The sequence below is a fragment of the Methanothermobacter sp. KEPCO 2 genome (assembly GCF_041228365.1).
Taxonomy (GTDB): domain Archaea; phylum Methanobacteriota; class Methanobacteria; order Methanobacteriales; family Methanothermobacteraceae; genus Methanothermobacter; species Methanothermobacter marburgensis.
Window position 1 is genome coordinate 608,141 of record NZ_CP166185.1, and the last position, 20,548, is coordinate 628,688.

13 protein-coding genes and 1 pseudogene are annotated in these 20,548 nt (G+C 50.8%); 4 read left to right on the forward strand and 10 right to left on the reverse strand.

Annotated features, from left to right (window positions below; translation table 11 throughout):
* Nucleotides 1–16 precede the first annotated feature (16 nt).
* Genes AB9H23_RS03245 through AB9H23_RS03255 form a run of 3 tightly spaced genes read left to right on the forward strand, consistent with a single transcriptional unit; the run spans nucleotide 17 to nucleotide 2,949 of the window.
* Nucleotides 17–1,690, forward strand: coding sequence for a 2-oxoacid:acceptor oxidoreductase subunit alpha (locus tag AB9H23_RS03245; protein WP_370005547.1), 1,674 nt, complete (start codon nucleotides 17–19; stop codon nucleotides 1,688–1,690).
* Complete coding sequence (locus AB9H23_RS03250) at nucleotides 1,687–2,553, forward strand: thiamine pyrophosphate-dependent enzyme (RefSeq protein WP_370005548.1); 867 nt, start codon at nucleotides 1,687–1,689, stop codon at nucleotides 2,551–2,553. Before AB9H23_RS03245 ends, AB9H23_RS03250 begins: the two co-directional genes overlap by 4 nt.
* Before the next feature lie 51 nt (nucleotides 2,554–2,604).
* Nucleotides 2,605–2,949 carry a hypothetical protein gene (locus AB9H23_RS03255; RefSeq protein WP_370005550.1) on the forward strand — a complete coding sequence of 115 codons (345 nt, stop codon included), beginning with the start codon at nucleotides 2,605–2,607 and terminating at the stop codon, nucleotides 2,947–2,949.
* 111 nt (nucleotides 2,950–3,060) lie between these two features.
* On the opposite strand, the gene AB9H23_RS03260 is transcribed toward AB9H23_RS03255, so the two are convergent.
* The 7 genes and pseudogenes from AB9H23_RS03260 to AB9H23_RS03290 all read right to left on the reverse strand — a co-directional run.
* A complete protein-coding gene (locus tag AB9H23_RS03260; protein ID WP_160323091.1) occupies nucleotides 3,061–3,582 on the reverse strand; it encodes a hypothetical protein in 522 nt (173 codons plus the stop codon).
* Nucleotides 3,583–4,059: 477 nt separating this feature from the next.
* Complete coding sequence (locus AB9H23_RS03265; protein ID WP_370005552.1) at nucleotides 4,060–6,573, reverse strand: AAA family ATPase; 2,514 nt, start codon at nucleotides 6,571–6,573, stop codon at nucleotides 4,060–4,062.
* A 71-nt stretch (nucleotides 6,574–6,644) separates the two neighbouring features.
* Nucleotides 6,645–7,901, reverse strand: coding sequence for a DNA repair exonuclease (locus AB9H23_RS03270; RefSeq protein ID WP_370005554.1), 1,257 nt, complete (start codon nucleotides 7,899–7,901; stop codon nucleotides 6,645–6,647).
* A gap of 10 nt (nucleotides 7,902–7,911) precedes the next feature.
* Nucleotides 7,912–9,435 carry an ATP-binding protein gene (locus AB9H23_RS03275; RefSeq protein ID WP_370005556.1) on the reverse strand — a complete coding sequence of 508 codons (1,524 nt, stop codon included), beginning with the start codon at nucleotides 9,433–9,435 and terminating at the stop codon, nucleotides 7,912–7,914.
* Nucleotides 9,435–10,484 (reverse strand): DNA double-strand break repair nuclease NurA, encoded by a 1,050-nt coding sequence (locus tag AB9H23_RS03280; protein ID WP_370005558.1) that lies wholly within the window; start codon nucleotides 10,482–10,484, stop codon nucleotides 9,435–9,437. The genes AB9H23_RS03275 and AB9H23_RS03280 overlap by 1 nt, the downstream gene beginning before the upstream one ends.
* A gap of 119 nt (nucleotides 10,485–10,603) precedes the next feature.
* Nucleotides 10,604–10,945, reverse strand: coding sequence for a heavy metal-binding domain-containing protein (locus tag AB9H23_RS03285; RefSeq protein WP_370005924.1), 342 nt, complete (start codon nucleotides 10,943–10,945; stop codon nucleotides 10,604–10,606).
* Between the two features lie 54 nt (nucleotides 10,946–10,999).
* A pseudogene (locus AB9H23_RS03290) lies at nucleotides 11,000–11,248 on the reverse strand (hypothetical protein); the annotation flags it as partial.
* Here AB9H23_RS03290 and AB9H23_RS03295 point away from each other — a divergent pair.
* Entirely contained in the window at nucleotides 11,197–11,349 is a 153-nt protein-coding gene (locus tag AB9H23_RS03295; RefSeq protein ID WP_370005997.1) for a hypothetical protein, read from the forward strand. The pseudogene AB9H23_RS03290 and the gene AB9H23_RS03295 sit on opposite strands and share 52 nt — an antisense overlap.
* Nucleotides 11,350–11,807: 458 nt before the next feature.
* Here the strand turns inward: AB9H23_RS03295 and AB9H23_RS03300 are convergent, their stop codons facing one another.
* Genes AB9H23_RS03300 through AB9H23_RS03310 form a run of 3 tightly spaced genes read right to left on the reverse strand, consistent with a single transcriptional unit; the run spans nucleotide 11,808 to nucleotide 20,395 of the window.
* Nucleotides 11,808–14,519 carry an ATP-binding protein gene (locus AB9H23_RS03300; protein ID WP_370005560.1) on the reverse strand — a complete coding sequence of 904 codons (2,712 nt, stop codon included), beginning with the start codon at nucleotides 14,517–14,519 and terminating at the stop codon, nucleotides 11,808–11,810.
* A 43-nt stretch (nucleotides 14,520–14,562) separates the two neighbouring features.
* Entirely contained in the window at nucleotides 14,563–17,223 is a 2,661-nt protein-coding gene (locus tag AB9H23_RS03305) for a DUF1156 domain-containing protein (RefSeq protein ID WP_370005561.1), read from the reverse strand.
* Between the two features lie 28 nt (nucleotides 17,224–17,251).
* Nucleotides 17,252–20,395: a helicase-related protein gene (locus AB9H23_RS03310; RefSeq protein WP_370005563.1), complete on the reverse strand. Its 3,144-nt coding sequence runs from the start codon at nucleotides 20,393–20,395 to the stop codon at nucleotides 17,252–17,254.
* Nucleotides 20,396–20,548 lie beyond the last annotated feature (153 nt).

The window sequence follows — 20,548 nt, forward strand, 5'->3', positions numbered from 1 at the left end:
AGGGGGTGAATCTCTAATGAAGGAGGTCAGGGATGATGTTGCACTGGTCCTCTGCGGTGAGGCAGGGCAGGGGATACAGACCGTTGAGGCACTCCTTATAAGGGCCTTCAGGGCCACAGGTTACCATATATTCTCCTCCAAGGAGTACATGTCCCGTGTGCGTGGCGGTGAAAACTCCACCCTGATAAGGGTCTCATCAGGGCCTGTGAGGGCCTTTGTGGACCGTATCGATGTTCTATTTGCCCTGAGCCCGGGGGCGGTGGACCACCTGAGGGAGAGAATCAATGGGACGCTGATTATTGCAGATAAGAGCCTCGGTGAGGAGGACGCCATTGACCTCCCCATACTTGAGGAGGCTGAGAAGCTGGGGGGGCGGATATTCGCTAATGTTGTGGCTGCAGGCGCCGCAGCCCGTCTCTTCAGGGTAGAGGAGAGCGTTTTCGATGATGCCGTAAGGTCACTGTTTGAGCGTAAAGGGCCTGAGATCCTCAATGCAGACCTTAAGGCTGGCAGAAAGGGGTATGAAGTTGGTGAGGAACTAAAAGAGCACCTGAAAGTCTCTGTTGAACCGGACCCCTCTGTCAGGAAACACGTAATCCTCAACGGTACTGAGGCCGTGGGTCTCGGGTGTATATCAGGGGGGTGCAGGTTCATGTCATCCTACCCCATGACCCCCTCAAGTCCACTCCAGATATTCATTGCAGAGAATGCCGATGAATTTGACATGGTATTTGAGCAGGCTGAGGACGAGATTGCGGCCATAAACATGTGCCTTGGGGCTTCATATGCAGGTGCCAGGTCACTTGTTGCAACCTCAGGGAGTGGTTTTGCCCTCATGGAGGAGGCCGTGGGCCTTGCAGGGATGATAGAGACCCCTGTTGTCATATACATTGGTCAAAGGCCCGGGCCGGCGGTTGGTCTACCCACGAGGACAGCCCAGGAGGACCTGAACCTGGCTCTCTACTCGGGACCAGGGGAGTTTGCAAGGGCCATATTCGCCCCTGGAAAACTGGAGGATGCCCCTGAAATAGCGGCCCATGCATTCAACCTTGCAGAAAGGTACCAGATACCCGTCTTCATACTATCAGACCAGTACCTGGCAGACCTCTACTACAACCTCCCGGCACCTGAAATCGGTGTGGAGCCAGAGTATCATATCATAGAGACGGATGCCAGCTACAGGAGGTTCAGCCTCACAGAGGACGGTATCTCCCCCCGGGGGATTCCCGGCTACGGCTCTGGACTTGTACGTGTTGACTCAGATGAACATGACGAGGACGGCTTCATAACAGAGGACCTCAATATAAGAAGGAGAATGGTCGAGAAGAGGAATCTGCGCCTTGAAATGCTCAGGGATGATGCACTCCCACCTGAGGTCTGGGGTGACGACTCCAGTGCGGTGATATGCTGGGGCTCCACCTACTGGCCTGTGAGGGAGGCCATTGAGTCATCTGATGCCGAGGTCACCATGGTGCACTTCAGTCAGGTCTACCCCCTGGCACCTGATACCCTTGAGCTTCTCGAGTCATTTGATGTGACAGCTGCCATTGAGAACAACTACCGGGGACAGTTTGCTGATCTCCTTAAACTTGAGGCCGGCTTTGAGGTTGACCATCGACTCAACAGGTACAATGGTATGCCCTTCAGTGTTGAGGAGATAAGGAAATTCATAGGGGAGGTTTTTGTATGAAACCCGAGGACTACGACCTTGAGGCAGACGTGGCATGGTGCCCTGGTTGCGGTAACTTTTCGATTCTCCGGGCCCTCAAGATGGCCCTTGCAGACCTTGATATACCACCTGAGAGGCTGGTGCTTGTCTCAGGTATAGGTCAGGCAGGCAAGCTCCCCCAGTACCTCAAGTGTAACTACTTCAACGGCCTTCACGGGAGGTCCCTCCCGGCTGCTGTGGCAGTAAAGGCTGTGAACCCTGAACTCACAGTTATCGATGTGAGCGGTGATGGCTGCATGTACGGTGAGGGCGGCAACCACTTCATCCACAACATAAGGAGGAACCCTGATATAACAAACATCGTCCATAACAACATGGTCTATGGTCTCACAAAGGGGCAGGCATCCCCCACCAGCCAGCCTGGTTTCAGGACCCCTGTGCAGGTTCACGGTGTCTTTGAGGAGCCCTTCAACCCCCTTGCAGTGGCCATTGCCCTTGGGGCCACCTTCGTTGCCCGGGCCTTTGCAGGTGATATTGAGAGGACCCGGGACATTCTAGCTGAGGCCATCAGGCACCATGGGTATGCCCTCGTGGATATCTTCCAGCCCTGTGTGACCTTCAACCGTGTCAACACGTTCCAGTGGTTCCGTGAGAACACCTACTACACCGACCATGACACCTCAGACAGGATGCTTGCCTTTGAGAAGTCCCTTGAGGGTTACGGTTCAGGGAAGTTTCCGCTGGGTATAATCTACCGTGCTGATGGTGGAGCCACATTTGAGGAGAACCTCAGTATATACCATAGGGATGCAACTCCACTGTGGAGGAGGAGGCATGATCCTGGTAAGCTGAAGGCCCTCCTTGAATCAAAGAGGATGCTTTAACCTGCAGTTTAATTGACCATAATTTTAATCATTGCATTGGAGAATCATGATATGGAAATCAGGCTTTACATAACAGAGGGTGACATTGAGGACCACCATGTCTTCAGGGAGAAACTCAGCCTTTCGGGTCTCAGCTGGAGAGAGACTGACCTCGAGGATGCAGATGCTGTGATAATCCTTGCAGGCCTCTGGGGAACCATGAAAGAAAAGATAATGGATGATGTTAAAAGGGCCCTAAAACTCTCCAAGCCCATAATAACGGTGAGGCCCTATGGCCTTGAGAACGTGCCTGTGGAACTTGAAGAAGTGAGTTCCGAGATTGTTGGATGGAACCCCCATTGCATAGGGGAAGCCATTGAGAATGCACTTAATCCAGAGGAGAGGAATCAAACCTGAAAATTGATGCAGTTAATCACAGATGAAAATCAAAGTTATGAAATCATGATATGGTGAATCCAGAGAATAAGAATTAAGCCTGAATGAAAAAAATAAATGGGGTTGGCCTCTTTAGGCCGATGATTTAACCACAAACATGCCGGGTTTCCTTGATGTGGGGTGGTATATCTTGTTGTAGCCACTGTAGTCATAGTCAACCCAGCTTCCACCGCTGTACACCTGTACTGTGCGGTGTCGTGGTGACATGCTCGTGGCGTACTGTATTATACGCACCTTCTTCCCGGCTGATGTGAGTTTTTTATATAAGTATTCACTCATAGCCCAGCAGTCCCCTATGTCTGGATCATAGCGGTACGTGCTGGTGCTGTAGGCCGCCCGTACCCTCTTCTTCTTGTAGTACTTATATTTCTTGTAGTACCTTTTCTTCACACTGGTACGGTATGTAGCCTTGACCTTTTTCCTGTAGGTCTTTTTATACTTCTTGTACTTCTTGTACTTGTATGCGGCGTCAACCTTCACAGGTTCCGCCTTTATTGTCTGTGTTTTTGCCACTATTTTTGCGTTTTCTGTTCCAGTATTTGTTGCCTCACTGATGGGCACTGAACCCACAGTGAACATCAGTGCAAAGAGCACTGTGACTGCTTTGAATCGCGTAATTCTATCGCCTCCATGTCCAATACTAACCCTTCAGGTCGCTTAGGACACTGAGTCAATGGTTACATCATCATAGTATATAAATGTTTCCATAAAATAAAAGCTCTGAGAGCTCCTTTAATCAAAAAAAGCCACCAGAATCCTTTTCTAATATTCAGATATTCTCTGAGAATCCATCCCATTTTATTTGAAGATAGGGGCCACCATGGAATCCCCCTTGGAGTTTAGGGGCAGAGGGGCTCCCCGATACAATGGAGATTCAGAAGGTAAATCCTGTATAAAGAGTCACTTACAGGGCTTATTTCTGTTAAAAGAAGAACTAGAATGCTCAATAAATTAAAAGCAACATTAAAATGAAAATTTGAATTTAAAATGATTTTAAAGGCTTATATAAATCTAAAAAACGATTTAAAGTGTCAAAAATGGAAATAAAATTATCTGCAGGCTTTTAAAAAATTAGCCCGCCTTCTGGATGGTTGATGCTCCATCGGACTTTTCAACCCGGTATATGTGGTCTGCAAGGTTTTCAAGTTCCTCCTCATGGGATACCAGGATTATCTGTCTGGCTTCAAGTTCATCGAAGATGTCTCTGAGCTTGTAGAGCTGCTCCTTGCTGAACCCATCGGTTGGCTCGTCCAGTATGAGTATATCGGACCGCACATCGGTGAGGCTCTGGACCACCATGTTGAGGGCGAGTCTGTAGGCAAGTGCTATGCTGGTCCTCTCACCACCACTGAGGTACTCAAGGTTCTGTTCGTAGCCGTCCTGCTCCACGATGGGTGTGAAGTCCTCGTCAATCCGCACTGATTTATCCGGGTCGTCCACCAGGACCCTGAACCATTTCTGGAACCTCTCATTGAACTCATGGTTTATCTGTGCCATCACATGGGTCTCAATGTCAGCGAGTGCAGGGATGAAGTATGATTCAAGCCAGGTCACATGATCCTTCAGTTCACTGGCACGTTTTCTCAGTTTCTTCTTTTCATCAATTTCATTCTCAAGGTTACGGATCTGTTTCTCCTTTTCTTTGATTCTCCCCCCAACTGATCCCAGACTCTTTCTTTTTTCATTCTCAGAGGTTTTAAGTTCATGAAGCTTTTCACTTACCTCCTGTATACTGGCCTCCACCTTATCCCTGTTTTTGAGTGCCTCCTGGTTTTTCTTTATTTCCTCTTTCTTTTCAGCGATGATTGTAGCATTTTCCTCAATCTTCTGGAGGTTTTCTCTGTATTCCCTGCTGGTTTCAGGATTGAGTTCATGAATTCTTTTTTCAAGGGCCTCTATCTTCGAATCTGATGCTGAAAGTTTGCTGAAACAGTTCTTCTCCCTTTCAAGGAGAGTTTTCAGGTCCTCCTCAATTTTTCTGAAATGGGATTCCGCATCCTTCAGTTCACTGATTATCCTTTCATTTTTCTTTATATCTGATTCAATGCCTCTGATTTCTTCCTCCTTATTCTCAAGTTCATTCTTTTTTCCCCCACATTCGTCTGTCTTCTTCTTAAGGTCCTTCCTGAGTCTAGTGAGTTCTTCCCTGGACCGCATGTATTCTATTACACGTTTTAGGAGTTCTTCTTTATTTTTGATGTTCGCTTTAAGCTCCTTTATCCTGGATTTAAATGACTTTTCCCTCTTTCGGGCATCTTTGAGTTTATCGTTTATGTACTCAGGATCCACATTCTGGTCACAGGTGGGACAGACACTAACATCTTTGATGGACATGTAGTCCTCTATCTTCCCGGAAATGGCGCCCACCTTATGCTGGAGATTCGATACCTCGCCCTCAAGTTTATCCATCTCAGTTTTCAATTCATCCTCAGTGTACCCTGGATCCTCAAGGGACTCCAGTTTCCCTATCTCTGATTTGAGGTCGTCAATCTCACCCTTAATTGTGGTGATTTCACGTTTCACATTGTCCCTGACACCTGAAAGGGTCTCAAGTTGATTCATAAGGCCTTCAAGCCTGTTAGAAGCATCTCTGAACCTTTCATAGTCCTTTTCGAGGGATTCTTTTTTAATTTCCATCTCTTCAATATCTTTTTTGATGGAATCAAGTTTCTTCTGAAGCTTTTTCCTCAAATCCTTGCACTTCTGAAGTTCATCCATGGATTTCTTATATTCTTCCTCTATGTTCCTGTTTTTCCTCTTGAGACTATCTGAGAATGAACTCAGGTTTTCAATTTCATTATTGAGGGATTCTATCCTATCTTCAGCAGCCTGGATTCTTTTTTCCTCCTTTTCGAGTTCTTCGAGTTTCAGTTTGAGTTTGCTGATCTCATCCTCGATTCCTCTGAGTTCAGCTTCGAGATTTTCCCTCTCAGATTCCAGTTTCCCCTTCTCAGTGATAATATTCTGGAGCTCCTTTTTCTTATTCTCAAGGTCGTAGGATCTATCCTTAAGACTTTCTGCGGATCTCCTGATTTTCCGTGAAAGCAACCTGGCATTATCCGCTGCTCTGCTGTACTTCTCAAGGTCAAAGGCCTTTCTGAGCCTTTCAAGCCGCTCATTTTTTCCGGTCTCTATTATGCTCTTCATCTGCTCCTGTGGGGTGAAGACCGCGTAACGGTATATCCTGCTCCTGGCCCTTGGATTCAGGGGTTCCCTGTAACCCAGGATGTTAAGTACCTCAGCCTTCAGTTCCTTTGCAGAGAGTTTCCTTCTCCCTGTGGGTGTTCTGATGTAGAGTTCTCCCTGCTGCACCCCTGAGGCGGCCCTTTTAAGTTCCCGGTAGATGGTGTAGTCTGCACCGTCAACCGTGAAGGTGAGTTTGACTGAACCTGAATTCGCTGTGGCCCTCAGAAGGCTGTCACCCCTCTGGTCACCCAGCCCGAAGAGCGCGAATTCTATTGCAAGTAGAAGCGTGGTCTTACCTGAACCTATATCCCCCTCAAATAGGGTCACCCCATCATCAAACTCGACAGTTCCTGATTCATAGCTCCTTATGTTCCTGAGTTCAAGTGAATTGATAATCAAAGAGTATCACCACCGATATCAGTTATCTGGATTCACCCGAGAGCAGGTCAACACCATCATCTCTCCTGAGGTCATCGGTTATCATCATCCAGATTAACCCCCATGACAGCCTCTGCTTCCTCAATGATCCTCCTCTCATATTCTTCCCTCTTCTCACCGGGGGCAATCTCATTCTCAAGTTTCCTGAGGAGTTCAACAGCAAGGGAATCGCCCATCTTCATGAGATTTCTGTTTCTGATGTCAAGTCCGGCGAGTTTCTCCCTGAAGATCCTCCTCTCAAGTGCGGGGATGTCGCTCTCAGCGACCCTCACCTTCTGCATCTCACGGGTGCTGAGGCCGTGCCTGTTGATCTGGACAACAAGGGCCCCCCTGGATTCAAGTTCCCTCCTTATCCATGCCGAATCTATGTCTGAGGTCCTGCCTGAGCTGAGCTCACCCCTGATCTTGAACATCACAACCTTTCCCTTAACATCGTGTTCCCCCATTTCCCTACCTATGAGAAGGGATGCGTCCTGGGAGTTCTTACCTGTCACATCACATTCCATGTATTCAAATTCAGCTGGCCTTATTGTCCTGAACTGGGGAGTTTTTGCCTTTTCCCTGAATTCAACAAGGTAGTACCCCCTCTCCTCTCCCCTGGCGTTCTCCTCAAGGTCCCCTGCATATGAACCGAAGAGTGCCCCGGGGTATACTATTGGACCGTAGCCCTCCTCCATGTAGCAGCCCTTCCTGTGGACGTGACCCCCTGCATAGTACTCAAGGCCACGGGGGAAGAGGTTGAGGTCAATGGAATCCATCTCTGCAAAATCAACGGGTTTGAACTGGGTTATGGCGCTGTGGAACAGGAATATCCTGAAGCCGTCCTCGGCCTCAAGGGCCTCCCTGTCAAGGTTCCTGAAGTAGTCAACCTCCAGTGCCCTTGACCTCCCTGATAAACCCGTGATCTTTGCCCCGGTCTTCTCATCCACTGTGAACTCCAGTCCCAGCTTCTTCCCGGGGATGGGGCGCACAACCTTCTCTATAACCCCCGCGGTTTCCAGGATGTCTATCATGGAGGTGTTTGATGGGCTGTAGTCGTGGCTACCATAGTTGACATAGATTGGGACCCCCTCATCCCTGACCCTCCTGAGTTCAAGTGTGGCCCTCTTGACGGTCTCCATGTTGGGTATGTTGGAGTGGAAGAGGTCCCCTGCTATTATCATGAAGTCGACGTCATTCTCCAGTGCATCATTCAATGCCATCCTGAAGGCCTGGAATTCCAGTTCCCGGAGTTCAGGCTGTTTCTGGGCCCCCAGATGGCAGTCTGATAGGTGTGCGAATCTGTACATCAGTTTCACCTCATCCTATGAATTCGATGTCCTCATCATCCTCCTCATAATCAGTGGATTCAATGAACTCCTCAAAGAGTGGTATCTTCACGGGTACCGCGAACTTTGTGAATATGCTGCTCACTATGGCCTCACCCTTATCAAGGCTTGCTATTGCCCTGTTATCATCTGAAAGGTCCTGGGAGGCGCTTCCTATTATCTCAGCCCTCTCCTGAGCCATCTCATTCCCCAGGATTATCTTGGTGTTCATGTTTGCAAGGACCGTCCTGGGGATGAGGCTTACAAGCTGGGTTATGGCGACCAGGCCTATGTTGAATTTACGGCCCTCCCTTGCAATGGTGCTGTAGATGTTGTTTCCCTGCCTCTCAATGACCTCCTTTCCAAGGACACGGGGGGCCTCCTCTATCACTATCCCTATGACGGGTTTTCGCCTGAGCTCCCCGGTGGACTTGTAGTTCTGGTACCTCCTGAAGATCTCACCGGATATCACGCTCCCAACGAGGAGTTCCGCCTCGCCCATGAGCCGGGATGTGTCCACCACGACTATCTTTCCATCCTCGAGGTGTCCTGCTATGTCCTTTATGGTTGACTCACCACCCACATCCCTGAATACTCCTCCACGGGACTTTATCTCACCTGTGTCCTCATCAAGGTAGACTCCAAGGATAACATCGAAGACCCTTCTAAGTACACTGAGTGTCACAGATTTGACATCGGAAAGCTTCTCCCCTTCAACAATTTTGATGATCCATCTCTCTTTGTAGCAGTTGTGGTACTTTGCAATTGCCTGCTCCTGGGCCTGTGTGAAAGGTATTATACCCTCAAAGTGCTCCGGTCTCAGGGCCCTCAGGTTTATTGAGAGGGTGTTCCCGCCGACCGGTGCATCCGGGGAGTAGTATACCACGTTACCTGATGGGTGCTTTCCGAGTCCTGCCTCGTTCCTGCCATAGTACTCGTCGTGGGGGTCCAGCACCAGCATGCCCACACGGTCCATATCTGCCAGGCTCCAGAGCATGACCTTCACCAGGTTACTCTTACCCCTACCCGTGGTTGCAGGTATGAGGATGTGGTGGGTTATGGCGTCCAGTGCGTCTATGTAGACAGGTGTCTCAAGGACCTTTGAGCCGCTCCTCACATTCCCTAGGAATACAGGGTTGCGGGGCTTTTCAAGGAAGGCCAGATCCCCATCCCTTATCCTCCGGACCTCCCTGAAGAAGCCCGGGAGGCGTTTGGGTAGCATTGGCTCCCCATCCCTCACATGGAGTATTGGGCGGGCCTCTGCGATGATGTAGTTCCGTAGTTCCGGTTCAAGGAACTCCACGTCCCCCCTGTAACCCTCAAGGTTGAAGCCTGATGCAAGTTCCCTCATCCCCTGGGGTATCTGGGACCTGTATTTGAGGTCCTTGACCTGGAGTATCGTGTAGCCTTCCCCCTCAGCCACAAGGAGGTCTCCCAGTTCCACTGGTTCATCCGATTTCTGTCTTATGAGTACCGCGGCTGTTTCGCCACCTATTATCTGTCCTGCGATTTCCATCAATCCTCACCTGCATACCTGTTAAGTGTATCGTGGTAATCGAGACTTTCTGTCTCATATTTTATGCCCCTAAGGACTTCACCATCCCTGATCTGTGACAGGACTCTTCTCCTGTAGATTTCAACTTCATCCCCTGAGACACGGGCCCTCATGTCCACGTCCACCAGCCCGTAGGGGTAGCCAGGGAAGCATGCGTCCCCCGCGTTCAGTGCAAGGGCTGATGCCACGTCCAGTGCTTTATATCCCTCATAATCTCCCAGGATGTCCATGCGGAATATCCTCCCTGCCGGGTTCAGCTTAACCGCCGCCAGGATTGTGGGCCTGTCCGTCCTGATGGCTATGGGGTCGTAGCACCATGTCCCCTTCACGTCACCCTCTGATGCGAGCCTTCCGATGGCTGAAAGGAGTGAAATTGAAGTGGTGGTGTAGAGGGTGCAGGTCTTTGAGAGCCCTACCACGTGGATATTCCCTGCCCTATCCCCGAGCTCATTTATGTAATTGTTTTCCTTCTCGAATGACGCCTGCAGTGAGCCATCCCTAACCAGTAAATCCCCTGCATCGAGTTCATCAAGGGCACCAAGTGCCATGCTCCACTCTGCAAATCTCCTGGGAAGGCCCTTGAGGGTTGACTCATCAACGGTGTCGGTGTCTTTCAGTTCAAGGTGCATGTCATCCTCATCCGGGAGGAATTCCAGGTACTCCTCCCTGATGGGGTGTATCTGGAATCTGCATATCTCCTCCTCAGGGTTCATGGTCATGACAGAGAAGAACTCAATCCTCGATGGCATCTCGGGCTGGACCCTCTGGCTCCCCCTGAAGAGGCCCAGGGCAACCCTGTTGAGCTGGACTGAGATGCCCGGCCCCTCCAGTATGGGGCTGTTGCCGCCGTCTATGAAGGCAATGAGCCGTTCATCTCCCCCCTCAATGGGTTTGAAGTTAGCGGTGCTGAATTCATGCGCCATGTATTTCGCTGACCTGAAGTAGGGTCTTCCGATCCCTGACCTCACCCTGTTCTCAAGGGTCTGTGCAATCCTATCAAAAATGTCCAATAAAAAATCCCCCATGTAAATGTTTAATGTTGAATAAGAAATAAATGTTATAAATAATTTGTGGTTTTTAATTGAATGACCGGGTCATCTGACCTTTTCAGGGATATCCCGGGCCGTGCCTACTCCTCTGGCTCAACGATAACGGCTGTACCGTAGGCAAGGATCTCCTGCATTATGTCGGATATGGAGTCTGAGTCGAAACGGACACTTATAACCGCATTGGCCCCGAGTTCACGGGCATGGTCAAGCATCCTCTCAAGGGCCTCCTGCCTTGAGTGCTCCATCATGGTGACGTACTCCTTGATCTCACCACCCACAATGGACCTTAAGCCTGCGCCTATCTGACCCCCGAGTCCCCTGCTCCTCACTGTCAGCCCATAAACGAATCCGAGGGTCTCAACAGCCTTGTATCCCGGGACATAGTTGCTTGTAACGTATACAATGTCGCCGTGCTTTTCCACTGCAGGAGCTTCTCTTCGCTCCTCAAGCCTCGTACCGCACTCGTCACAGAAGTTTGAGTCAGCTCCATACTCCTTCCCGCAGTTTGGACAGAATTTTTCTGCTGATGCCGCTTTTGTGGGGGTTGAAACAGCGCCACCTCTCCTCTCAGCCAGTCTCCTCTTCATCTCCTCACTTGTAACCATAATAACACCATAATTATTTTTATTGCAGACGTATAATAAGGTTACCATGAAGTCCGCCATCCCAGAGGATGGTAGCAGAGGGTTCCTATGGTATATTCCAGACTGGCTTCTCCCATACATCCCCCCTCATCATCATAGCGGTGCTCCTCATCCTCAAACCACACTACCTCTTTCCAACCCATGGCGAAATTGACTTTCACCTTGTGAGGGCAGTTAGATAATGATTGAGTCGCTCAAAGGTCTCATATGGGACTACATTGTCTAGTACCTACCAGGGAGGCCCTCGGCCATCCTCCCCTGCTTCATGTTATACTTGCGGGGCTCTGAACCCTGGGTGATGTCAGGTTTGCCCATTCCATCATGTGCATGCTGCAGATACTCCTCACGTATTTAGAGCATCATGTGGTGTGGGCCTCGGGTTCAGTTGCAGATGAGGTTGCCTGGATGACCGGCAGGAGGGTCTCCAGTGGTCGCTATGGCCCCCACCTGGATTCCATGAGACATTTCAGGATGTGAATGTCTATGAGGAAAATGGAAGGTTTGTTGTAAGGGACCTGAAAAACAGGACCTTGGATGTTATAGATCCCTATGATTCTATGCAAAAACAAAAATCTACAAAAGGGAATCTGACTGATCAAAAAATAATTTGATGGTGGATTTTCCAGGTCCACCAGGATGTCTACCTCCTTATACTCTTCTTTAACTGGATTCCCAGCTGTTCAAATGTTTCAAGGATCTTGCCATACTTCTCCTCATTCATCTCCCCATCACTGGCCACTATCCTTATCTCTGCCACCGCATCCAGTTTGATGAAGTCCTCACTGATGGCCTTCTTGATCTTGATGATATCAAACATGTTGTCGAGGGAGGTGCTGAATTCCAGTTCAATTTCCCTGATAGGTCCTTCTCTATCTGATCCTTCTTCATCCCCTTCCAGGGGCTGCAGTTTCTCATCCGGTGTGAACTCTGGTACTTCCCTGCCGTCGACCCTGAATCTGCCGGCCCTCACACCCTCAGCTATGGTCTCCCTGAGTTTCTCCTCAACCTTTTCAGGTTCACATCCCTTCTCCCTGTACTTCTCTGTATACTCCTCGAGTATTTCACGTGTTGTCCTTTCCTCCCGGGCCAGTTTTTCAAGTTCACTGACATCCACCTCTATGGTGTCAGGGGGGCACCTCTCGCAGAGCTCTGGATTCACTATTATCTCCGGTGGCTTAAGGGATACAGTGCAGTCCTCACCGAGATGGGTGCATTGGGGTTCGCCGTCAAGGACTCCGAGACCAAAGAGTCCCCTCTTCACACCCCTCCTTATTGCTTCAGCCAGTACCTCAGGGGAGGTTATCCTCATGGCGCCGGGTGTGGTGTAGAGGCTCTTCAGTATCCTCTCAGTCTCAATGTAGTCACCCTCAAGGTACCTCCTCTCGATTATCACTGGCTCCATGGATTCAAGGAGCTTGTCCTCCTCCATGAGCTTACTCTTTATCTCATAGTCCACCTTGATGTCTGCACCGTAAGTTGGCATTCCGAGGTCCAGCCTTTCGAGTCCTGAGCGTGATGATGGCACAAGGACTATCCTGTAGAGGTTCCTTATCTTCTCCCGATTCTCCTCTGTGAGTGCCTTTATCTTATCCTTAACCTCCCTCTTCTGTTCATCTGTGAGGGATAGCTGCCGGTCTGACTCCACGGCCATCCATGCAAGTCTTGTCTTTATGTGGTCAACTAGCTGGTGCCTGTGGGCGTCGTCCTCCACCAGGAATATCATGGTGTTCCTGTAGACCCTTGGATTTTCACCCTTGTACTCCAGGAAGGTGCTGCATTCCTCTGCATTCCCGGGTATAACAAGTTTGAGTTTCATGTCATCCGGGACATCGGATGTTGATGAAGGCCAGATGTAGACGCTGAATATCTTCTTACCTGTTATCTCACCCAGGAGTCTCCTCTCCTCCTCCCTGACTTCCTCGTCCTTTATGTTCTCCTTCTTCCTGAGGACTATGGAGTTGAGGTTGGCCTCCCCTGAGAAGTAGTAGAGGTCCACCTGTCTGTGTATGTAGAATAGCCTCTCGATCATGCTGTTGAGGGCCTCGTCTATGATGGACATGGGTATCTCGGGTTCAAGGCAGGCCATCTTTATGTCCCTTATGGTTGCACCGTTCCTTGTCCCGCCCCCTGAGAAGGAGTAGAGGAAGATTGATGTGGCTATCCTTGTGCCTATCCTGTAGGGCTCGTATCCCTTGAGTTTGTCGTCGATTATCCTTGCGCCGGCATCGGGGGATGTTATATCTGAGGCTATTATGCTCTCGAAGTTGCTGCCTGTGAACCTGAGGAACTCCCTCTTGAGGTTACCTGATTCCAGTGGAAAGTCGGATAGCCTTATGACCGGTATGTTGGATGATCTGAGCTGGTTCACCACCATGGCGAGGAGTCTGAGAACCCCCCTTGTCCTCTGGAACTCGGGGAATGAACCCCACCTCTCATAGAGGACGTCTATGACCTCTGGCTGGAAGGGGTAGCTCTTCCTGAACACCTCACGGTACTCTGCCGCATCAATGCCCTCAGGGAGTATCCCCTCAGATTCCGCCTTTTCAATGAAGGCCTCTATCACCTCACCGGCGGCTGATTCATCTATCCTCCTAAACAGCCTCGTCCTTATGACCGAGTAGATCTCATCGTCCTCCACCGGTGTGAAGATCTTCTCGGTCCTCCCCAGGATCTTTGTGAGCTGGTGGAACATCTTCTCGGCCGCTTCATCGTAGTGTTCAAGGGAACTTGATGGGAGTGTCACCACCAGTGCAACCCTTTCAAGGGCTGATGCCGCCTGGCTGAGTTCCTGCATGAATGCCAGTAACTGGCCGGCAAGTGTGGACTCCCCTACAGTTACTCCACTTGCCTTCACGGTGTACTGCAGGAGTTCATCGATGAGTATGAGGACGGGCTGGTTTTCCTCCAGGAGCCTCTTTATCTTATCCATACCCGGGGCGGTCATCCCTGAGAGTTCCCTCACCTCCCCACGGAGCTGTCTCTCCATTTCAGCCCAGAGTGTGGTTTCGCCTGCGTCCAGGGCGTCACCTGCCAGTACAACCGTCCTGGCACCTATCTCCCCTGCCCTGTGGTAGAGGGATATGAGGGTGTGGGTTTTACCCCCACCGAAGGGTGTCTGGAGCTGTATCACGGGGTCGCCGCCCTTACCCTCGAGTCTGTCACCAACGATATCCATTATGTTCCTGAGTCCACGGGTCATGTAGGTTTTCCTGAAGAAGACCTCAGGGTCCCCGTACTCGGCCGGCGCATCCCCCATGTGGACGCTCCACAGGTTGGCTGCAAACACGTCCAGGGGAATTCTTTCCCTCATTATATCCTCATGGGGTTCAGCAATACTCACAAATGGTTTCATTTCAACATCCTCCTTTTATCAGTAATCCTGAGTTTTTCATGTATTAATAATCCCTGAGTGTTTTCTGGCTGGTTTTTTCTTTGAGGGTTTTTATCATGGTGTCTCTGTTCACAATCAGGCCTTCGAGCCACTGTTTTTCCTTGCAGTCTGGCAGGAATTCTATTATGGCCTGGGCTACCCGGTAGAATTTTTCATCGGTTCCGTAGCCGGTTTCAAGGAGCAAGTCCTGGAGTTCTTCTCTCCTGCCCTGGCTCCAGAGTCTGGCTGCGAGGTGGAGTGCGTCTATGAGTTCTGTGGTGTCATGGTCCTCACCCCTCTTGTCGGGGCCGAGGACTGTGACCTTACCCCTCTGTATCCTTATGAATCCGGATCTGGTGTTCTGGAGGTCTATGCCGAGGCTGCCGGCGAGTTTCCTGGCCTCGTCGAAGTCCACGCTGGAGTTCCCGAAGTTCCACCGGTAGAAGAGGTAGAACCTTGTGAGGGATGAGAGGCCCTCGGCGAATCCATTATCCAGTATCCTCCTTATGGCGAAATCCGCTGCAACCGCGCGTATATCATCCAGTAACCGGGAACCCCGGACCACCTCGCCATTGTACTTGAGAATCTCACTGTACTTCCCTATAACCTCCAGGCCAGCCCCTATGGCCGCGATGAAAAAGTCCGGGCCACTTATACCCTCACCCCACAGGTAATCCAGCTTCTCCCCCAGAACCTCCTTCAACTCACCCAGAACCTCCTCATAATAACCAGTGCTCTTCTCAAAATCAGGCTTACGGGCCACAATATAAATAGAAGAGGCAAGGGCCGCTGAAGATTGAGCCCTAAGTCTATGTTTCTGTTCAGTGAATATGGGCCACGACGCGGTCACCACCAGACCAGAATCCAGGAGGGAGTTTATAACGGTTTCCCAGCCATGGGTGGTCTTATGGGCATAGACGATATTGGCTATGCCGCCGGGCCTCAGGACACGGTGTATCTCCCTGAAAGATTTTTTCAGGTTTTCCTCAAAGAATGCTCTGTCCTTATAGGCATATCTTTTTTTATCCCAGGACTTCATTTCACATATCTCTTGTTTTTTAGGAGTTAAAGGACTTAAAAATAAATCAGGATAAAAATCACCTAATGCCCTCTTCAACCATACATAAAAGAAATCCGAAAGATCAGCATAAGGTACATTATTATAATATGGTGGGTCAGTGAAAACAGCATCAAAATATTCATCATCAAAAGGAAGAGAAACCGCAGAACCCTGAACAACCTCAGGGATGGGTTTAAACCAATCAAGCCTTGGGATACGGGAACAATTTTCAATCACACGCCCAATAGCACCAGTCGAAAAAAGTTTGCCATAAAAGGGGTTGCGTTCAGCGTGATCCCATATCATTGGTAATGCTTGTCTTGAAAATGTTCCTTCCCCTCTTTCCTGTTCAGGGCGCCATCTTGATAACCTTGAATTCCAGTCTGATAGTTTTCCCAGTAAAAAAGCGAGATAAGTTACCACGGCCTTTGCGTAGTCTTCCGGGTATCCTTCCCCCAGCATCTTCTGGTGGGCCTGGCGGATTTTCTCGGTGAAGGTGATGAGGGCAAGTTTCTGCCGGGCATTGAAAAGATCACCCCAGGTGTCAAGGCCATAAATGGGGACATTAAAAGTTCCGCTCATCAAAGGGATTTCCTCATCTGGGACCGGGTCTATTCCCCACTGGTCCATGAGTTCATCTCTTTTCTTTTCCAGGTATTCCTGGGCTTCCATGTAGGCTTGCAGATCCTTTTCTGTTGCGAGGCGGTAGGTTTTACCCCTCCGCTGGGGGTGTGTGAGTGCCACGACGATGAGCCTCTCACCGGCCTCACCCTCCTGGAACAGTCGTCTGGTGTCATTGGCGGGTATGGTTGAACCGCAGACCGGACAGGTTACGATGGCCCTTGAGATGGTCCCCCTGGAGGGGTCAAAGTCAGGGTCCTCCACGATCTCAAATTCCACCCCCTCACCTGTGACCAGCGGTTGGAGGGCTATTTTCCTGTTCTTTTTCCTGGCGAGCCAGTACTGTCTCATGAGTGGTATCTCTGCCCCGCAGTCAGGGTTCTGGCAGGGGAGTGTCCTGGCCCAGATGTAGGCCGCGGGGATTGAGCCATCATCATCCTCCGGGTAGAAACGTGAAAGCTCCTCCCTGGCCTCCCTGAGGACCCATTCACCCCACCTCTTAACATCCCTCAGCAGTCGGGGTTCACTGTCAGACCAGGAATCACTGGACCCGTACCTCTGGGGGTACTCCAGTGTGCACTTCTGGATGAGGACAGCCACCGGGTTGAGATCCATACTGTAGGTTTCACACCCCAGACGGAGGGCCTCAAGGGGTATGCTGCCACCCCCACCAAAGGGATCCAGTACACGGGGCGGCCGACCATTATACTCCCTTATATCCCTCCGGGCCCTCTCAATCATCCCCTGATTCAAACTGTTCTCCCACTCACTCAACTCCTCAATGAACCTCTTAACCCGGACCTCCTCCAGTCCATCACTGGCAGTGGGGATCAGGCTGGCGTAGATGGTGGCCCGGCTGCTTGCAAGGGGCCGGCGGGCCCACCAGATATGAAGCGTGGAAATATGACCATGCCTTATATTCTTCTCACGGGCAGAATTCTCACTCACCCTCCCAACAGGAAAAGTCCTCTCAATAAACCTCTCATCCATAAAATAATCCTCCATTATCTCCTCACAGTGGTGATACGAAAAACTACTCCTCAATTCTCCTTATCTGTTCACCAGGTACAATGTACCTGACTTCCTCTCTCCTCACAGGGTCAAGTTTAGCATAGGGGTCCTGTATGGTGATGAGTTCAGGGTCCTCACTGGCACTGTAGACCACGTAGAGCCAGTAGTTCTCCCTGAACCTCCTGGCCTTGAGCCACTCATTCTGTGTCAGTTCAATGTTATCGCTTCCACTCCTGGCCTTGACCTCAATGTACCTAACCTCTGACTCTGAGGTTGACCTCACATCGAATCCAAGGTTCTCACCTGATACGTCCTCGGGTATCCTTCCATTTCTTCTCTCATATTCCATGGTAACCTTCATGCCTATCATCTCTATGTCCTCCCTGCCAGGGATCTCAGGGGCATCCACGTGTATCATTCCAAGGAGTTCGGGGGGTGAGGCTGTGAGGGTCTCCTCCATCTCCATCTCCCTTTCGAGTTCCCTCTTTCTGTGCCTGTACTCCTCCAGTCTTTCCTCCTCGTTTCTTATGGCCAGGGCCATGTCCTCCCCCTCCTCCAGGCGCCTGTAGTATTCGATGAGTTTTGCCTGGGAGGTGTCTATGAGGTACTGTATGGACCTCAGGCCGTACTTCCTCTTTATACCTGTTTTCTTCTTCCTCTCGGCCCTCAGTTTATCCATGTACCTCATCACGGCCCTGGTTGCGGCTGCAGTGGCCCGATCCTCGCTGACATCATCCTCCACCGGGTGGCTGTCTGGTACCAGGTCCCAGAGGATCATTGGGCTCACCTCCACAACCTCCTCTCCGGTGTCGTGGAGGGCGAAGACCCTTTCACCTGCGGTTTCGTTCCTTCCATCTGTGACCCTTCCCCGGTAGAACCATATGGTTCCCCGGTACCTCCCTGATGGGTCCCTGAAGGTTGAGCCCTGGAGGAGCGCGTCTCCAAACCTCTTACCGGTGTACCTTATGGTGGCCTCCAGGAGGGGGTGGCCGAAGGATATGAACTCGTGTTCATCTGTCCCCGGGTTGAAGGTGAGGTTCCTGTATTCCCTCCTCAGTGCACCGTACCTCCTCCTGAGTTCATCGTTCCAGGTGCGGAGAAGTTCCCGGGGTGTTCTGAGGGTGTAGAGGCCCTTCCTTTCGGTGTACTTCCAGCCCATCCTTCTGAATACCGTTCTGAAGAATTCCTCAACGTACTCCGGTGCGAGTTTCCGCTCCTTTATTATGCGCTGTATGTCCTTCATGCGGGTGTAGTCAACCTCAACTGCAAGCTGCTCATCCATTATCCTCTCAAGGATATCCTCTGATGGTTTGAGGAGTTCATCTATCTCCTCGTCCCTAAGTTCACCCCTGAGGGTCTTCTCTATTATGCCTGAAATGTCACGTTCGGTGTATATCTCACCGATTACATCGTAGACCTTATCTGAGCCTATGTCCTGGCGGATGCTTTCAAGTTTCTCAAGGAGCCTCCTCATCACGAGGCCCTCGCGGGTGTTTCCTGCCACCAGGTTGTATATGTGGACGTCCCTCCTCTGCTTGTACCTGTGTATCCTCCCCATCCTCTGCTCCAGGCGGTTGGGGTTCCAGGGGATGTCATAGTTGACCATTATATGGCAGAACTGGAGATTTATACCCTCACCCGCGGCCTCGGTTGCAACCATGACCTGCCGGTTCCTCCGGAAGTCATCCTCGGCTGCTATGCGCTCATCCATGCTCATCTCACCGTGGATGGTGCACACACTGTACCCCCAGGATTCTATCCTCTCAAGGAGGTAGTCGACGGTGTCCTTTGATTCACTGAAGATGAGTATCTTCTCATCGCCTATCTCCTCCAGGATCCTCTGAAGCTCCCTGAGCTTGGTCTCGGTCCCTGATTTCAGGAGCCTTTCTGCATCCTCTATCAGTCCCTCCAGGGTCCTCACCTCTGCTTTGAGTTCAGGGAGGGAGTCTGCCAGTGTGCTTCCCTCCAGGGTCCTTTCGATCTCCCAGATCTTCCTCTCCTCCAGGTCGCTGTAGTCGCCGGGGACATCTATCCTGGAGACGGATTCAAGGTCCTCCATGAGCTGGAGGCACCTTTCCCTCTTCCTCCTGAGGGACATCATAACCGCGTATATGCTTGATGCCATCCTCCTCTGGAGAAGCATCATTGCAAAGGCATGTGCCCTCCTGTCGGTTGAGATGGCCCGGTTGTACTGCTCTGTTATGTAGCGTGAGATCTCATTGTAGAGCTCCATCTCCCTGTCGCTGAGGTTGAAGCTGTGGGTGTGGGTGTACCTCCTGGGGAATATGGGCTTCCCATCAAAGTCCCTGAGCTCCTCCTTCACCCTCCTTATGAAGAGGGGGTTGTCCCTGTTCCTCCTTGACTCCTGTATGAGTTCAGGGTTGGCGAAGAATCCGGGTCTGAGGAGGTCCAGGAGCAGCCTGAAGGCATCGGGGTCCCCGCTGTGTGGGGTTGCCGTCAGAAGCAGCATGTGGTCTGATGTCCTGGAGAGTATCTGCCCGAGTCTGTACCTCCTTGTTGCATCTGTCCTGTTCTCTGATCTGACCCTTGCACTCATCTTGTGGGCCTCGTCAACCACCACAAGGTCCCACCTTGTTGATGATAGTGATGCCATCACGTCATCCTGCTTTGCAAAGTCGATGGAGGTTATGTAGCTGTTCTCAACCATCCATGGGTTTTCGCCCTGCCTTGACCTAAGGTATGATCGGTCCACGACAGTGAAGTGCTCCTGGAATTTCTCCCTCATTTCACGCTGCCACTGGGCCTTGAGGTGGCCCGGTGTTACTATGAGGACCCTCCTGGTGGCCCCCCGGAGTTTCAGTTCCTTTATGATCATCCCGGCCATTATGGTTTTGCCTGCGCCGGGGTCGTCGGCTATCATGAACCTCATGCGGGGCATCCTGAGGGCGTAACTGTATACGGCCTCAAGCTGGAAGGGGAGGGGGTCTATGCGGGAGGTGTTCATTGCAAGGTAGCCGTCAAAGAGTGAGGCGTTTCTGAGGCGGTATGCCTCTATGCCCATGAAGAATTCGTGGGGCTCGGCCCTGAAGTCCGCTGTTCTCACGGATTCAACCCTTTCAAGGTCATCCATGGTCAGTATGGTGGCTACAGGGGACCCGGTACTGGTTGTAACCCCGTAGATTATTATGCTTTCTCCCTCATCCACTGCCTTCAGCACCCTGACCGGTTCCGGCCAGAAAGGGCCCCTTATTACAGATCCCTCCTCTATCAGACTACCACCCCTGTAAATGTAATATCTTAATACCTTAAGCTCAAGGTTAGAGTGTCCAATTTTTTCATTTATTCCCTGCATCTATAA

Bases quoted from the DNA above. Each gene is read 5' to 3' on its own strand.
- AB9H23_RS03245 (WP_370005547.1), top strand. From the start codon at position 17: ATGAAGGAGGTCAGGGATGATGTTGCACTGGTCCTCTGCGGTGAGGCA.
- AB9H23_RS03250 (WP_370005548.1), top strand. From the start codon at position 1,687: ATGAAACCCGAGGACTACGACCTTGAGGCAGACGTGGCATGGTGCCCT.
- AB9H23_RS03255 (WP_370005550.1), top strand. From the start codon at position 2,605: ATGGAAATCAGGCTTTACATAACAGAGGGTGACATTGAGGACCACCAT.
- AB9H23_RS03270 (WP_370005554.1), bottom strand. From the start codon at position 7,901: ATGTACAGATTCGCACACCTATCAGACTGCCATCTGGGGGCCCAGAAA.
- AB9H23_RS03275 (WP_370005556.1), bottom strand. From the start codon at position 9,435: ATGGAAATCGCAGGACAGATAATAGGTGGCGAAACAGCCGCGGTACTC.
- AB9H23_RS03295 (WP_370005997.1), top strand. From the start codon at position 11,197: ATGGTAGCAGAGGGTTCCTATGGTATATTCCAGACTGGCTTCTCCCAT.
- AB9H23_RS03300 (WP_370005560.1), bottom strand. From the start codon at position 14,519: ATGAAACCATTTGTGAGTATTGCTGAACCCCATGAGGATATAATGAGG.
- AB9H23_RS03305 (WP_370005561.1), bottom strand. From the start codon at position 17,223: ATGGAGGATTATTTTATGGATGAGAGGTTTATTGAGAGGACTTTTCCT.